The 13,342-nt window shown below is 69.2% G+C and carries 15 protein-coding genes; 12 read left to right on the forward strand and 3 right to left on the reverse strand.

Annotated features, from left to right (window positions below; translation table 11 throughout):
• A partial coding sequence (locus ACWDS7_RS39535; RefSeq protein ID WP_451933439.1) for an HAD-IC family P-type ATPase occupies positions 1 to 790 on the forward strand: 790 nt, incomplete at its 5' end.
• 402 nt (positions 791 to 1,192) lie between these two features.
• Here the strand turns inward: ACWDS7_RS39535 and ACWDS7_RS39540 are convergent.
• On the reverse strand, positions 1,193 to 2,350 hold the full coding sequence (locus ACWDS7_RS39540; protein WP_451933440.1) for an NAD(P)/FAD-dependent oxidoreductase: 1,158 nt from the start codon (positions 2,348 to 2,350) through the stop codon (positions 1,193 to 1,195).
• A 125-nt stretch (positions 2,351 to 2,475) separates the two neighbouring features.
• Between ACWDS7_RS39540 and ACWDS7_RS39545 the strand changes: the two genes are divergently transcribed.
• The 10 genes from ACWDS7_RS39545 (at position 2,476) to ACWDS7_RS39590 (ending at position 11,281) form a co-directional block, all read left to right on the forward strand.
• Positions 2,476 to 2,685 (forward strand): heavy-metal-associated domain-containing protein, encoded by a 210-nt coding sequence (locus ACWDS7_RS39545; protein WP_451933441.1) that lies wholly within the window; start codon positions 2,476 to 2,478, stop codon positions 2,683 to 2,685.
• A gap of 599 nt (positions 2,686 to 3,284) precedes the next feature.
• Entirely contained in the window at positions 3,285 to 3,803 is a 519-nt protein-coding gene (locus ACWDS7_RS39550) for a carboxymuconolactone decarboxylase family protein (RefSeq protein ID WP_451933442.1), read from the forward strand.
• Positions 3,796 to 4,065, forward strand: coding sequence for a metal-sensitive transcriptional regulator (locus ACWDS7_RS39555; protein ID WP_451933443.1), 270 nt, complete (start codon positions 3,796 to 3,798; stop codon positions 4,063 to 4,065). Before ACWDS7_RS39550 ends, ACWDS7_RS39555 begins: the two co-directional genes overlap by 8 nt.
• A gap of 26 nt (positions 4,066 to 4,091) precedes the next feature.
• Positions 4,092 to 4,301, forward strand: coding sequence for a heavy-metal-associated domain-containing protein (locus tag ACWDS7_RS39560; protein ID WP_451933444.1), 210 nt, complete (start codon positions 4,092 to 4,094; stop codon positions 4,299 to 4,301).
• Positions 4,298 to 5,293, forward strand: a complete 996-nt coding sequence (locus tag ACWDS7_RS39565) for a hypothetical protein (protein WP_451933445.1) — start codon at positions 4,298 to 4,300, stop codon at positions 5,291 to 5,293. The genes ACWDS7_RS39560 and ACWDS7_RS39565 overlap by 4 nt, the downstream gene beginning before the upstream one ends.
• Before the next feature lie 27 nt (positions 5,294 to 5,320).
• A complete protein-coding gene (locus ACWDS7_RS39570; RefSeq protein WP_306859875.1) occupies positions 5,321 to 7,543 on the forward strand; it encodes a heavy metal translocating P-type ATPase in 2,223 nt (740 codons plus the stop codon).
• A gap of 244 nt (positions 7,544 to 7,787) precedes the next feature.
• Complete coding sequence (locus ACWDS7_RS39575; protein ID WP_451933446.1) at positions 7,788 to 8,381, forward strand: MarC family protein; 594 nt, start codon at positions 7,788 to 7,790, stop codon at positions 8,379 to 8,381.
• Between the two features lie 142 nt (positions 8,382 to 8,523).
• A complete protein-coding gene (locus ACWDS7_RS39580; protein WP_451933447.1) occupies positions 8,524 to 9,885 on the forward strand; it encodes an MFS transporter in 1,362 nt (453 codons plus the stop codon).
• 62 nt (positions 9,886 to 9,947) lie between these two features.
• Positions 9,948 to 10,229, forward strand: coding sequence for a metal-sensitive transcriptional regulator (locus tag ACWDS7_RS39585; RefSeq protein WP_306859869.1), 282 nt, complete (start codon positions 9,948 to 9,950; stop codon positions 10,227 to 10,229).
• 476 nt (positions 10,230 to 10,705) lie between these two features.
• Positions 10,706 to 11,281: a DoxX family protein gene (locus ACWDS7_RS39590; protein ID WP_451933448.1), complete on the forward strand. Its 576-nt coding sequence runs from the start codon at positions 10,706 to 10,708 to the stop codon at positions 11,279 to 11,281.
• A gap of 256 nt (positions 11,282 to 11,537) precedes the next feature.
• Here the strand turns inward: ACWDS7_RS39590 and ACWDS7_RS39595 are convergent, their stop codons facing one another.
• Together ACWDS7_RS39595 and ACWDS7_RS39600 are read right to left on the reverse strand one after the other, a co-directional pair.
• Positions 11,538 to 12,092 carry a GNAT family N-acetyltransferase gene (locus ACWDS7_RS39595; protein WP_451933449.1) on the reverse strand — a complete coding sequence of 185 codons (555 nt, stop codon included), beginning with the start codon at positions 12,090 to 12,092 and terminating at the stop codon, positions 11,538 to 11,540.
• 49 nt (positions 12,093 to 12,141) lie between these two features.
• Positions 12,142 to 12,480, reverse strand: a complete 339-nt coding sequence (locus ACWDS7_RS39600) for a DUF2516 family protein (protein ID WP_306859860.1) — start codon at positions 12,478 to 12,480, stop codon at positions 12,142 to 12,144.
• Positions 12,481 to 12,622: 142 nt separating this feature from the next.
• Between ACWDS7_RS39600 and ACWDS7_RS39605 the strand changes: the two genes are divergently transcribed.
• Positions 12,623 to 13,342, forward strand: a 720-nt coding sequence (locus tag ACWDS7_RS39605; protein WP_451933450.1) for a VOC family protein, incomplete at its 3' end; no start/stop codon positions are given.

Consider the following 13,342-nt stretch of genomic DNA (forward strand, 5'->3'; position numbering starts at 1 on the left):
CACGGTGTTGCGCATCTGGGCGCGCGGGCCCGGAACGTCGCACCGGGTGGCGGTGGGCAACCGGCGCCTGCTGGAGCGCGAAGGCGTGCATGTCGGCACGCTCGATGCGCGCCGTGACGAGGTGGCCGCCGGCGGCCGCACGGCCGTCATGGTCGCGGTCGACGGTGCGGCGGCCGGGGTGATCGGCATCGCCGACGCACCCCGGCAGACCTCGGCGGCGGCGGTGGCCGCCCTGCACGACCTCGGCGTCGAAGTGGTCATGCTCACCGGCGACAACGCCGCCACCGCGCGGCGGATCGCACAGCGGCTGGGGATCGACACCGTCATCGCCGAGGTGCTTCCCGGAGACAAAGCGACCAAGATCGCCGAACTGCAGGCCGGGGGCCGCAGGGTCACCATGGTCGGCGACGGTGTCAACGACGCCCCCGCCCTCGCCCGGGCCGACCTGGGCATCGCCATCGGCGCCGGCACGGACGTGGCCATCGAGACCGCCGACGTCGTGCTCATGCGCTCCGACCCCCTCGACGTGCCCACCGCACTGCGCATCGGTCGCGGCACCCTGCGTAAGATGCGCCAGAACCTGGGCTGGGCGATCGGCTACAACACCGTCGCCCTGCCCGTCGCCGCGGGCGTGTTCGAGCCCGCGTTCGGCCTGGTGCTGCGCCCCGAGATCGCTGCCCTGTCCATGTCCGGCTCCAGCGTCATCGTCGCCGTCAACGCTCTCGCCCTCAAGGGGCTTCACCTGCCCGCCCCCGCCGAGTCGCCACCGGGCGAGAGCACCCGGGCGTGATCGGGACCAAAGAGACGTCCCCCTCCGATGCCGAGGGCGCACTGTGGTTCACAACGGGGGTCTCCGTCCGGGAGTGCCCACCCGATCTGAGCAGGAGGACCGGGATGAGCCTTGCCCGCCGTATCGCGGACCTGTCTCGAATCAAGGCGCACAAAGTGCTGGACAGCGCGGAAGATCCCCGCGAGGTGCTCGACTGCTCCTGCTCCAGATAGCTGGAGCCGCTGAACAAGGTCCGCGGCGGATGTGGCCACCAGCCGTAAGCACGTGGAGCTACAGCTGAACCAGCCGCAGGAATCCGCGGCCAGGCTCCAGGGACAGGCGCAGCAGGCGCTGTCCTTGGGCAAGAAGGAGATCGCCCGGGAGGTTCATCCGTCAACGCTGAGGAGGATCGTAGACGCGGAGTCAGAGGGCTTCGCCGGCGACAACCCGGCGCTTGAGGCGGATCAGCTCCTTGGGGGCGTTGACCGCCACCGCGCCCACCAGACGACCATCCCGAGCGAAGCCGACCGCGAAGCTGTCCTCCTCCACCGAGCCCGTGAGCACTCTGACCTCGTCGGCCAGGTGCGGGAGACCCGCCGTCTGGATCCGGGCCCCGTGCACGTGTGTGGCGTACGAGGGCAGGTCCGCGTACGGCTTCGCGTTCTCCGGTCCGGCCAGCAGGTTGAGAGCGGCCACCGCGCCCTGGTCGTTGGCCGTCGCCCAATGCTCGACCCGGACCAGCGAGTCGCCGTACAGGCCGTGCGGCCAACGGGCCACGTCCCCGGCCGCCACGACGTCGGTGCTTCCCTTGGCGTACAGGGTCGGCTCGCAGACCACGCCGTCCTCGACGGTCAAGCCGCTGCCCGCGAGCCATTCGGTGTTGGGCACGACGCCCATGCCGGCGATCACGAGATCGGCGGGGACGGTCACGCCGTTGCTCAGCCGTACTCCTTCCACCCGCGTCTCACCTTCGAAGCCGATCGCCCGGACCCCGGACACCAGTTCCACCCCGTTGCGACGGTGATGAGCGGCAAGCCAGAGCGCGGTGTCGGATCCCACGGTGGCGAGCATGGGATGGGGAGCACTGTCGATCAGAGTCACCTGGTGGCCGAGTGACCGGGCGGTGGAGGCCACCTCACCGCCGATGAAGCCGCCGCCGATCACAACGACCTGCCGCGGTCCTCCCTCCAGCTCGGCACGGAGAGCCAGAGAGTCCTCGATGGTGCGCAGGGTGTGCACGCCTGCAGGATGCTCAGCCAGTCGCTTCGGCCGTGCGCCGGTTGCGATGACAAGCCCGTCGTAGCCGATCTCCGAGCCGTCGTCGAGCGTGACGATCTTGTCGGCTGTGTTGAGGGCGGCGGCCCGGCGCCCCCGCAGCCAGTGGTCGCCGAGTTCCTCGGCTCCTGGCAGCGTGACGTCGTCGTCACCCCGCAGGACGCTCTTGGACAGCGGAGGGCGGTTGTAAGGCAGATGGGTCTCCGCGCCGATCAGCGTGACCTCGCCGTCGAATTCTTCGCGTCGGAGGGCCTGTACCGCTCGCAGCCCGGCCAGCGACGCACCAACCACAGTGATTCGGTTCATGGGGCGAAGGTACCCTACCGGGGTATATGCATGGGTGTGATGTGGATCACATGTACACGGGGAGGAGATCAGCATATGGTGCACAGGGCGATACCTATGGGGGGTATCCTCACAAGGAGGACGGAATGAGCACCGCCACTTACAAGGTCACGGGCATGACGTGCAACGGCTGCGCCACCAAGGTGAAGAACCAGATCAGCGCGGTCGCAGGCGTCAGCAGCGTGGACGTCGAGCTCGCCACCGGTCACGTCACCGTGACCACGGAGAGCCCCATCGACAACGCCGTCATCATGGACACCATCGAGGAGACGGGGTACGAGGTAGTTCTGGTCTGATCGGCCGGCGTCGGGCGCGGCATGTCACGGGCCCGACGCCCGGCCACCGATGGCGGGGGCGGCAGCCGGCTCGCCACCGGGTACCGGGAGGGGCGAGACGGTCGCCGCACCCCCGGCTGCGACCGTGCGGAGAGAGCCTGCGGCAGAGTGGCGTAGGCATTCGAATCCGGCGAGATGCGGGTCATCGGCGCGGTCCCGACGGCGGTGAGCCCGGTCGAGGCCGGACCGCGCAGCAATGAGGCCACGGGGAAGACGGCCGGTCCGGCGAGCAGTGTCCGCCGCGCGCCGAGGGTGTCGGCCAACCGGCCGCCCAGCACCATGAGTCCGCCGAAGCACAGCGTGCAGGCAGTGACGACCCACGCGAGGGCTTCTCGGTCGAGTTCCGGTCCGCTGCCGACCGCGGGTGGTGCGACCTGCGCCACGGTGATGTCGATGATCGACATGAACCGCGCCAAGCACGGTGGGACCAGTACGGCCCAGCCTCGGTTCTTCCTGTTCCCTCCACAGACCGAGCACTCATGTTCAAGTCAGATATACCCAGGGGGGGTTCCGGAATACCCCTGAGGGGTATAGTGTTAGCGGCAGATGAGGAGGACACGATGAGACGCCTTCAAGCACTTGACCCGTCAGAAGCCCCCGACAAGTCCCGCGAGATCCTGGGTGACATCGTCGCCAGGCGCGGCGGGGTGGGCGACATGGTGGCCACGATGGCTCACTCGCCCGCACTGCTCCAGGGCTACCTGGACTTCTCCCGCGCGATCAAGCGGGTGAAGATCCCCCGCCCGCTGAGCGAGAAGATCTCGCTCGCGGTGCAGGAGTGGATCGGTTGCGCGATGTGCTTGTCGGCGCACACCAAGGCGGCGCGAGCGGCGGGGCTCAGCGAAGGGGACATCGAGCTGGCTCGCCAGGGCACCTCGACCGACGCGCGCGAGGCCGCCTTGATCGCCGTGGCCGTGCGGGTGCTGGCCGAGCCTTCGTCCCTCTCTGACGAGGACGTGGCCGAGCTGCGAGCCCACGGCTGGAGCGACCGGGTGATCGCGGAGATCGTCGGCCTGGTGTCGCTGAACCTGTTGACCGGCGCCTTCAACCTGTTGATCGGACTTGAGCCCGATGAATGACAGGGCGGCTCACCTGCGGCGACTGCGCCGGGTGGAGGGGCAGGTGCGAGGCCTGCAGCGGATGGTCGACGAAGACAAGTACTGCATCGACGTCCTGACCCAGGTCTCGGCGGCCACCAGCGCCCTGCGGTCCTTCTCCCTGGCCCTCCTGGGGGAGCACATGGCCCACTGCGTCGTGGAGGCGACGCGGAAGGGCGGCGTCGAGGCGGACATCAAGATCAAGGAAGCGACCGACGCGATCGCGCGCCTGGTCCGTTCATAAGAGTCACAAGACGAGAGGTGATTGTCATGGCTACCGCCACCTACACCGTTAAGGGCATGACCTGCGGACACTGCGTCAGCTCCGTCAAGGAGGAGGTCGGCGAGGTCGCCGGTGTGGCCGAGGTCGACGTCGACCTGGCCACCGGGCTGCTGACCGTGACGAGTGAGAGCCCGGTCGACGCGGCGCGGATCAACGCCGCGGTCGAGGCGGCCGGATACGAAGTGGTGAACCCATGAACACCGCAGTGAAGCTCGGCACCTACGTGGCAGGCCTCGCCGTGGTCTTCGGCGGAGCGCTCGGGATCGGCAACGCCGTCGGACCGCTGGGCGGGGAGCCGGCGAAGCCGAGCCATGACAGCGGCAACCACGCCGCGGCGACTCCGGCTCCACAGGCCACCGCGGGCCACGGAGAGCATGCCGCTCCCGCGCAACAGGCCAAGGACAATACCCCTGGGGGGCTCCAAGTGTCCGAGAACGGCTATACCTTCACCCCGCTCACCGCGGCGATCAAGCCGGGCGAGCCGACAGACTTCCAGTTCACCGTGACCGGCCCTGACGGCAAGGCGGTCACCGACTACCAGGTCCAGCACGACAAGAAGCTCCACTTCATCGTCGTCTCGCGTGACCTGGGCACCTTTCAGCATCTCCACCCGGTCGAGGCCGGCGGCGGCGTCTGGTCGGTCAAGATGACGCTGCCCGAGGCAGGGGCCTACCGAGCCTTCGCCGACTTCGCGCCGACCGGCGGTCAGGCCCTGACGCTCGGCGGCGACCTGCTCGTCGCGGGCGACTACACGCCCAAGGCGCTGCCCGCGGCCAGCCGTACGTCCGAGGTCGACGGCTACACCGTCACCCTCGACGGCGAGCTGCTCCCCGGACAGCAGAGCAAGCTCACCCTCAAGGTCAGCAAGGACGGCAAGCCGGTCACCGACCTGCAGCCCTACCTCGGCGCCTACGGGCACCTGGTGGCCCTGCGCGGCAGCGACCTGGCCTACCTCCACGTACACCCCGACGGCGAGCCCGGCGACGGCAGGACCCAGCCCGGCCCGGAGATCGTCTTCTACGCCGAGGTGCCCAGTCGCGGCGACTACCGACTCTTCCTCGATTTCCAGCATGAGGGCAAGGTCCGGACCGCCGACTTCACCCTCGGCGCCGGACAGGGCTCCACCGTGAAGCCGAGCGCGGAGCCCACGCCCAGCTCCACCGAGCACGGCGACGACCACAAGCACTGACAGCAGGACGCACAGAAAGGAGCGGTGATGTCTCCGCTTACCGATGACCAGCGCCAAGGCGCCATCGAGCTATCCATTGGTGGCATGACCTGCGCGTCTTGCGCCAACCGGATCGAGCGCAAGCTGAACAAGCTGGACGGCGTCACCGCGACGGTCAACTACGCCACCGAGAAGGCGAAGGTGACCTTTCCCGAGGGCGTCGACCCGCAGCAGTTGATCGCCACAGTGGAGTCGGCCGGCTACACCGCGGCTCTCCCCGCCCCGCCGAAGGCGGAGTCGGGCCAGGAGGTCCAGGAGCCGGAGGACGAGCTCCGTCCGCTGCGCAACCGCCTGATCACGAGCCTGGTGCTGAGCGTTCCGGTGATCGCGATGGCGATGATCCCCCCGCTGCAGTTCACCAACTGGCAGTGGTTGTCGTTGACGCTGGCCGCTCCGGTGGTGGTCTATGCGGGCTGGCCCTTCCACAAGGCCGCCTGGACCAACCTGCGGCATGGCGCGGCGACCATGGACACCCTGGTATCCCTGGGCACGCTGGCCGCGCTCGGCTGGTCGTTGTGGGCTCTGTTCTTCGGTACGGCGGGCGTACCGGGCATGACGCACCCGTTCGAGTTCACGATTGCCCGCAGTGACGGCTCCGGCAACATCTATCTTGAGGCCGCCGCCGGTGTGACCGCGTTCATCCTGGCCGGACGCTACTTCGAGGCGCGGTCCAAGCGCCGCGCGGGAGCAGCGTTGCGCGCCCTGCTCGAACTGGGCGCCAAGGAGGTCGAGCTCGTCGACGGCCGGCGGATCCCCACCGACCAGCTCAACGTCGGCGATCTCTTCCTGGTCCGCCCGGGCGAGAAGATCGCCACCGACGGCGTGATCGAAGAGGGCACCTCCGCCATCGACGCCTCCATGCTGACCGGCGAGTCGGTCCCGGTGGAGGTACGGCAGGGCGACCCCGTCACCGGCGCCACCGTCAACGCGGGCGGAAGGCTGATCGTCAAGGCCACCCGCGTCGGCTCCGACACCCAGCTGGCCCAGATGGCCAAGCTGGTGGAGGAGGCCCAGACCGGCAAGGCCCAGGTCCAGCGGCTGGCCGACCGCATCTCGGGCATCTTCGTCCCGATCGTGATCGCTCTGGCGCTCGGCACCCTCGGCTTCTGGCTCGGCACCGGGTCCGGTGCGGCGGCCGCCTTCACAGCCGCGGTGGCCGTGCTGATCATCGCCTGCCCCTGCGCGCTCGGCCTGGCGACGCCGACGGCGCTGCTGGTCGGCACCGGCCGGGGTGCTCAGATGGGCATCCTGATCAAGGGTCCGGAAGTGCTGGAGTCCACCCGCAAGATCGACACGATCGTCCTCGACAAGACCGGCACCGTGACCGAGGGCAAGATGACCCTCACCGACGTGCACCTGGCCGAGGGTGAGGACCGCGACGAGGTCCTCAAGCTCGCCGGAGCCCTGGAGCACGCCTCCGAGCACCCGATCGCCCAGGCGATCGCCCGCGCCGCGCAGTCCACCGCCACGGTGGAGGACTTCGCCAACGTCGAGGGCCTCGGCGTCCAGGGCATCGTGGACGGCCACGCCGTCCTGGTCGGCCGGCCCAAGCTGCTGGCCGAGTGGTCGCAGCACCTGTCCGTCGAGCTGGAGCGCGCCTTCCAGGAGGCTCAGGCGGCCGGCCGTACGGCGGTCGCCGTCGGCTGGGACGGCAAGGCCCGGGCCATCCTCGTGGTGGCCGACGTGGTGAAGCCGACCAGCAAGGAGGCCATCCGGCAACTGCGGGCGCTCGGCCTCACCCCGGTGCTGCTCACCGGCGACAACGAGGCGGTCGCCAAGACCGTCGCGGCCGAGGTCGGCATCGACGAGGTGATCGCCGAGGTCCTGCCCAAGGACAAGGTGGACGTCGTCAAGAAGCTCCAGGCCGAGGGCAAGACAGTGGCGATGGTGGGTGACGGCGTCAACGATGCCGCTGCGCTCGCCCAGGCCGACCTCGGCCTGGCGATGGGCACCGGGACGGACGCGGCGATCGAGGCCTCGGACCTCACCCTGGTCCGCGGCGACCTTCGAGTGGCCGCTGACGCGATCCGGCTCTCCCGCCGGACGCTGGGCACCATCAAGGGCAACCTGTTCTGGGCCTTCGCCTACAACGTGGCCGCCCTGCCGCTCGCGGCGCTGGGCCTGCTCAACCCGATGATCGCGGGAGCGGCGATGGCCTTCTCCAGCGTCTTCGTGGTCACCAACAGCCTGCGCCTGCGCAGCTTCAAGTAAGCCTGCGCAGCTCCGAGTAAGCCTGCGCAGCTCCAAGTAAGTCTGCGCAGTTTCAAGTGACAAGACGCCGGTGGCCCGGGAATTCCGGGCCACCGGCCACCGGATTGCTCGAAAGGAGGGACGGACATGGTCGCGGTGTGGCTGCACTGGACGGTCCCCTGCTTCTCCACGGCTGCCGAGTCCATCCCGCCCCTCTGATGACTCCAGGGGCGGGGCACATCAGACCCGCCCGTGGAGGCCCATCATGTCGGCCCTGTTCACGCAGGCCTTCGTCACCCTGCTCGTCATCTTCGACCCGCTTGCCGCCATCCCGGTGTTCCTCACTCTCACCCGGCACCAGAGCCCATCCGGACAGCGCAGAACAGCCCGGGTCTCGGTGCTCGTGGCCGCCGGAATCGTGACCGTCTTCGCCGTCGCCGGGAAGAGCCTCCTCGACGCACTCGGAATCTCTCTCCAGGCGCTCCAGGTGGCCGGCGGTGCCCTGCTCGCCCTGATCGCACTCGACCTGCTCAAGGCGGACTGCGCACGCAACCGCGCCGCGGCCGAGAGCGGTGGCGTGGCGTTCGTCCCGCTCGGCACGCCTCTGCTGGCCGGACCCGGCGCCATCGCGGCGACCATGCTCTACATGGAGAAGGCCGGAAGCGCCTCCGCCGTGGTGGCGGTAGCCCTCGCCCTCGCGGCGGCACTGCTGCTGACCTGGCTGACTCTGCACTTCTCGCCCTTCATCGGGCGGCTGCTCAAGGACAACGGGCTCAACCTGGTCACCCGGATCATGGGGCTTCTGGCCGCGGCGATAGCCGTGGAGCTCGTCGCCGGGGCAGTCCTGCACTGGGCCTGAGGCGATACAGCGGCCCGACGCCGGAGGCCACGGGGCCTCCGGCATGACCGGCCCACCGCCACCTTGTTTTACCCCTGGGGGGTATGTTACGTTCCTTGCACCTCAGATACCCCTCCCAGGTATCAAGCGAAAGGAGAACGTCGTGTCTACCGTTAATCCGCGTCGGTGGTGGGCGCTCGTCGTGCTTGCCGCCGCGCAGTTCATGGTGATCATGGATACGTCCATCATCGGAGTGGCCCTGCCGGACATGCAGCGTGAGCTGGGCTTCACCGACAGCAGCCTGCAGTGGGTGTTCAACGCCTACGTCGTCGCCTTCGGCGGCCTGCTGCTCCTGGGCGGCAAGCTCTCCGACCTGGTCGGCGCCCGCAAGATCTTCACCGCCGGCTGGGTCGTCCTGGCCGCCGGCTCGGTCGTCGCCGCAGCGGCGGGCACCGCGTGGGTGGAGATCCTGGGGCGCGCCGTCCAGGGCGTCGGCGGAGCCCTCATCGCCCCCGCCGCGATGACGCTGCTGATGATGCTGTTCGGGCACAACCCGCGTGAGCTGGGCAAGGCCATGTCCCTGTACGGCGCCGCCGCACCCGCGGGCGGTACGGCAGGCGTCTTCCTCGGTGGCGTGATCACCGAGTACCTGAGCTGGCCCTGGGTGTTCATCATCTACATCCCGATCGGCCTGGCCACGCTGGCCGCCATTCCTGCGCTGCTGCCCAGGACCGAGGGCAAGCGCGGATCGGTCGACTGGCTCGGCGCGATCGCTGTGACCGCGGGCATCGCCCTCGCCGTTTACGCGATCGTCACTGCCGACTGGCTCGCCGGCGCCGGCGCCGCCGTTCTCCTGGTCGCCTTCCTGCTCATCCAGCGTTCGGTCCGCGAGCCCCTCATGCCGCTCGCCATCTGGAAGACCCCTGGCCTGACCGCCGCCAACCTGGCCATGGCACTCCTGGGCGCCGCGTGGATCCCGATGTGGTACTTCCTCAACCTCTACCTGCAGAAGACCCTCGGTTACGGCTCCTTCGCGAGCGGCGCGGCGCTGCTGCCCATGACCGTCGCCGTCATGATCTTCATGGTCGGCATCACCGCCAGGTTGCTCGGTCGCTTCGGCGCGAAGCCGCTCATCGTGCTGGGCCTGGGCGTCCTCGCTGTGGGGATCGCCGGTCTGAGCCTGGTCAGTGCGGACGGATCCTTCGTCACCGATGTGCTGCCCGCGAGCCTGATCGCGGCGGTGGGCATGTCGCTGGCCTACATCCCCGCGATGATGTCAGCCATGTCCGGCGTGCGGCCGGAAGAGGCGGGCCTGGCCTCCGGCATCGTGAACACCACGTACAACGTGGGCTCCGCGCTCGGCCTGGCCGTGATGACGGCCATCGCCACCGGCCAGGGCTCCACCAACGCGGCCTTCGTCGGCGCGGCAGTGGTCGCGGCGATCGGCGCGGTCGCCACGGTGGCGTTCATGAGGCGGCCCAAGGCCGTCGCGCAGGAGGCGCAGCAGTCGGCAGCCCTTGGGTGAGAAGAACCCACTCCCAGATACCCCAGGGAGGTACGGTAGTGAGATAGGGAGAGGGAGTGGACATGGCTGGATACGGCGACACCAAACAGGACCATCTCCGGCGTCTGCGCCGGATCGAGGGTCAGACCCGCGGCCTGCAGCGCATGGTCGAGGACGACAAATACTGCATCGACATCCTGACCCAGGTGTCCGCGGCCACCAGTGCGCTCCAGTCGTTCGCCCTCTCCCTCCTGGAGGAGCACCTGGCCCACTGCGTGGCCGAGGCCACCAGGAACGGCGGCCCCGAGGCCCAGGAGAAGATCAAGGAGGCCTCGGACGCCATCGCAAGACTTGTCCGTTCCTGATTCTTCGAAGTAGATCGAGAGAGTGCCGCCGCCTACGCCGTCAAGGGCGCACCGAGCCTGATCAGCCCCTTCGGTCTGTGCGCCGCCAACCCGTGGGCGCAGGGCGGAACACGAGAGCCAGAACGGCGTGGATCGCGACGGAAGGACTCCGGAGCCCGTCGAGATCCACGCCGGCGGCCGCCGCCTCCGCCAGGTGGCCGAGCCCGAACAGTCCTTCCGCCTGGATCACGCGGCCTTGGACGCTCGATACCCGCACCGTGGGTACCGTCCCAGCCCGCAGTCACCGTAAAAATTCTTGTTTCCGCAGCTGGGCCGCATCTCGCGTGTCCCACCGTGTCCCACGGACGGTGCGTGCGACCTCGCTGCGGTGGTCAGATGAGTCCTGTCACCACGTACCGAACGCCACGTGCTGACGGAGGAACAGCCGGAACCGGCGAGTTCCCCGGCCATCCCGACAAGAAAGGCAGTGACAGGACATGGACCTGCACGTCAGCGAGAACCTGCTCGGCGCCAAGGACATCGAGCAGCAGCCCAAGGGGCGCGGAACGAGGTTCACGCTCAACGGCGCGCTCTGGCCACTTCAAGTGTTGTTCGGCTTCTTCTTCGCCGGCAGCGGTTTCGGCAAGGTGCTGTTGTACGACGGAGCTCTGTATGCGGCAGCGCCCCGGGCCGTGGCCTGGTACGCCGCGGTGCCGCAGTCCCTGATCGTCTTCATCGGGATCTGTGAGGTCCTTGGCGGTATCGGCCTGATCCTGCCGGCGATGACGGGAGTCAGGCCGAAGCTGACGCCGCTCGCTGCCGCCGGCCTGGCGCTGACGATGATCCTCGCGGCTGGCTTTCACATCATGCGCGGCGAATACGGATTGGTGCCGGCGAATCTCCTGCTGGGAGGCGTCGCGGCGTTCATCGCGGTCGGACGGTGGAAGCTGAGGCCCATCGCACCCACGGTCATCACCACCTCACGCGCACTCAAGTCGTTCGCGGTCCTCGGCGCACTGGCCCTGCTGGTGTTCGCTCCGACGTGGTACACGATGACCAACGTCCAATTCTGATCACTCCGTCAGAACCTGCGTGTCTCCGGTGGCCTGATGATCTGACCGCCGGTCGGGCCCGCGCAGCGCGGCACGGAGCGGTTCCGGGAGTGGCACCGCGCCCGCCGCCGAGACGGCCACGTAGGTCGTGTGCCCGGTAGCGAGCGTGCCGTCGCCCCGCCTCACCGAGATCGAAAGGTGGGGCCGGACAGTCCGGGACCACCGGCCCGGACCGGCCTCTCGACCTCCCGCCCGCCATCGCGGTCAGCGGAGACCCTCACCCGGACCGGACGGCGGCCCAGTCGGGGGCGAGCACCGACATCATGATCGAATGGTGCCATCCGCCGTCCCAGCGCAGGGCGTCGCGGCGCACGCCCTCCTCGACGAAGCCCGCCTTGCGGTACACGTGGGCGGCCCGATCGTTGAAGTCGAAGACCTCCAGGCTGACCCGGTGGAGCTCGGTGGTGGTGAAGACGTGGTCGAGCACCAGCCGGATCGCCTCGGTGCCGTAGCCCTTGCCGAACACGCGGGGGCCGACCAGGGCGATGCGCAGGTTGCAGGAGAGATTGTGCGTGTCGAGCCCGTTGAGCACGATCTCGCCGACGTAGGCGCCGTCCTCGGCGGCGCAGATCGCCAGGTCCAGCCGGTCGTCGTGGGTGGCGCGCGAGCCGTACCAGACCTCGGCGGCCGCGTAGTCGATCTTCCCGTGCGTCCCGGTCAGTCGGGTGGTCTCCGGATCGTTGAGGAGCTCCCAGAGGCCGTCGACGTGCTCGGGGCCGACGGGGCGGAGCGTCACTCGCTCCCCGGACAGGGTGGGCTTGCTGGCGAACATCACCAGCAGTGTCTATCCGCCCCGGCTCCGGCCGGGCAAGCGGATTTTCTCACCAGGGGCCGTAGGGGCCCTGGTTGCCGCCCTTGCCGATCTCGCTGACGGCCGGCTTCACGTCCGCCAGGTAGATCCCGGCGGCGATGACGGAGGCGATGGCGAAGAGGTTGAGCTGGCCGAGACCGATCCCGAAGTAACCCACGGCCGAGGCGAACGAGAACAGCGCGGCCAGGCCCAGGATGACCAGCCAGAGCTTCTTGCTCTGCTTGCCGGTGACCGCGAACGCCCGCGCCGGGGTCCGCAGGGCGTGCACGAGCGCCCATGCCGACATGATGAAGGCGGCGATGGCCAGGATCCAGAAGATCAGGTCCAGAACACCGTGGATCTGAAACATCGTCTCTCCAAAACGCTCGCCTCACTGGTGCTTGTCAGCCTAACGCCGAAATCCCCCTCCGCGTCGCCTCCGAGCCGTATGCCCTCGCGGCTCCGGGCTCCGTATCCCGGATTCAGCCGTGGATCGCTGCGATCATGTCGGAATGACAGAGAATGTTGCGGATGTCGGCAGGAGACTCAGCCGGCAGGAGATCTCCGACGCCGTCGGCGGGCTGGGGTGGCGCTACGTCCTGGGCGCCGTGCGCGCGTCGGTGCCGGTGGCGTCGCTGGCGCAGGCGGCCGACGTCGCCGCGCGCGCGGTGGCCGCCGCCGGTGACGACGGCGACGGGAGCCTGTGGATGGACGTCCGCCGGGACCGGGTGGTCCTCACGCTGCAGTCGCTGGCCGCCGCCCGCGTGACACCGCTGGAGATCGAGCTCGCCCGCCGCATCTCCGGGGCCGTCGGCGAGCTCGGGCTGCGCACCGACGCCGAGGTCGGCGGCCAGGGGGCGCGGTCGGTCCAGCTCCTGGAGATCGCGATCGACGCCCTCGACATCGCCGCGGTCCGCCCGTTCTGGAAGGCGGTGATGGGCTACGGCGACGAGGCGGGCGCGTCGGGCGCGGAGGATCCGCTCGTCGACCCCGTCGGCCAGGGGCCGGCGATCTGGTTCCAGCAGATGGACGCGCCGCGGCCGCAGCGCAACCGGATCCACTTCGACGTCTCGGTCCCGCACGACGAGGCGCCCCACCGCATCGAGGCCGCGCTGGCCGCGGGCGGGGTGCTGCTGTCCGACGCCGCCCAGGAGATCGCGGAAGCCGCCGGCCGGGAGGTACGGTACTTGCCGGTCTCCCCGGAACAGTACGTGGCCGCGCTCGTGGAGTAC

This window comes from Streptosporangium sp. NPDC003464, from assembly GCF_053588315.1.

Bases quoted from the DNA above. Each gene is read 5' to 3' on its own strand.
- ACWDS7_RS39540 (WP_451933440.1), bottom strand. From the start codon at position 2,350: ATGAACCGAATCACTGTGGTTGGTGCGTCGCTGGCCGGGCTGCGAGCG.
- ACWDS7_RS39545 (WP_451933441.1), top strand. From the start codon at position 2,476: ATGAGCACCGCCACTTACAAGGTCACGGGCATGACGTGCAACGGCTGC.
- ACWDS7_RS39550 (WP_451933442.1), top strand. From the start codon at position 3,285: ATGAGACGCCTTCAAGCACTTGACCCGTCAGAAGCCCCCGACAAGTCC.
- ACWDS7_RS39555 (WP_451933443.1), top strand. From the start codon at position 3,796: ATGAATGACAGGGCGGCTCACCTGCGGCGACTGCGCCGGGTGGAGGGG.
- ACWDS7_RS39560 (WP_451933444.1), top strand. From the start codon at position 4,092: ATGGCTACCGCCACCTACACCGTTAAGGGCATGACCTGCGGACACTGC.
- ACWDS7_RS39565 (WP_451933445.1), top strand. From the start codon at position 4,298: ATGAACACCGCAGTGAAGCTCGGCACCTACGTGGCAGGCCTCGCCGTG.
- ACWDS7_RS39570 (WP_306859875.1), top strand. From the start codon at position 5,321: ATGTCTCCGCTTACCGATGACCAGCGCCAAGGCGCCATCGAGCTATCC.
- ACWDS7_RS39575 (WP_451933446.1), top strand. From the start codon at position 7,788: ATGTCGGCCCTGTTCACGCAGGCCTTCGTCACCCTGCTCGTCATCTTC.
- ACWDS7_RS39585 (WP_306859869.1), top strand. From the start codon at position 9,948: ATGGCTGGATACGGCGACACCAAACAGGACCATCTCCGGCGTCTGCGC.
- ACWDS7_RS39590 (WP_451933448.1), top strand. From the start codon at position 10,706: ATGGACCTGCACGTCAGCGAGAACCTGCTCGGCGCCAAGGACATCGAG.
- ACWDS7_RS39595 (WP_451933449.1), bottom strand. From the start codon at position 12,092: ATGTTCGCCAGCAAGCCCACCCTGTCCGGGGAGCGAGTGACGCTCCGC.
- ACWDS7_RS39600 (WP_306859860.1), bottom strand. From the start codon at position 12,480: ATGTTTCAGATCCACGGTGTTCTGGACCTGATCTTCTGGATCCTGGCC.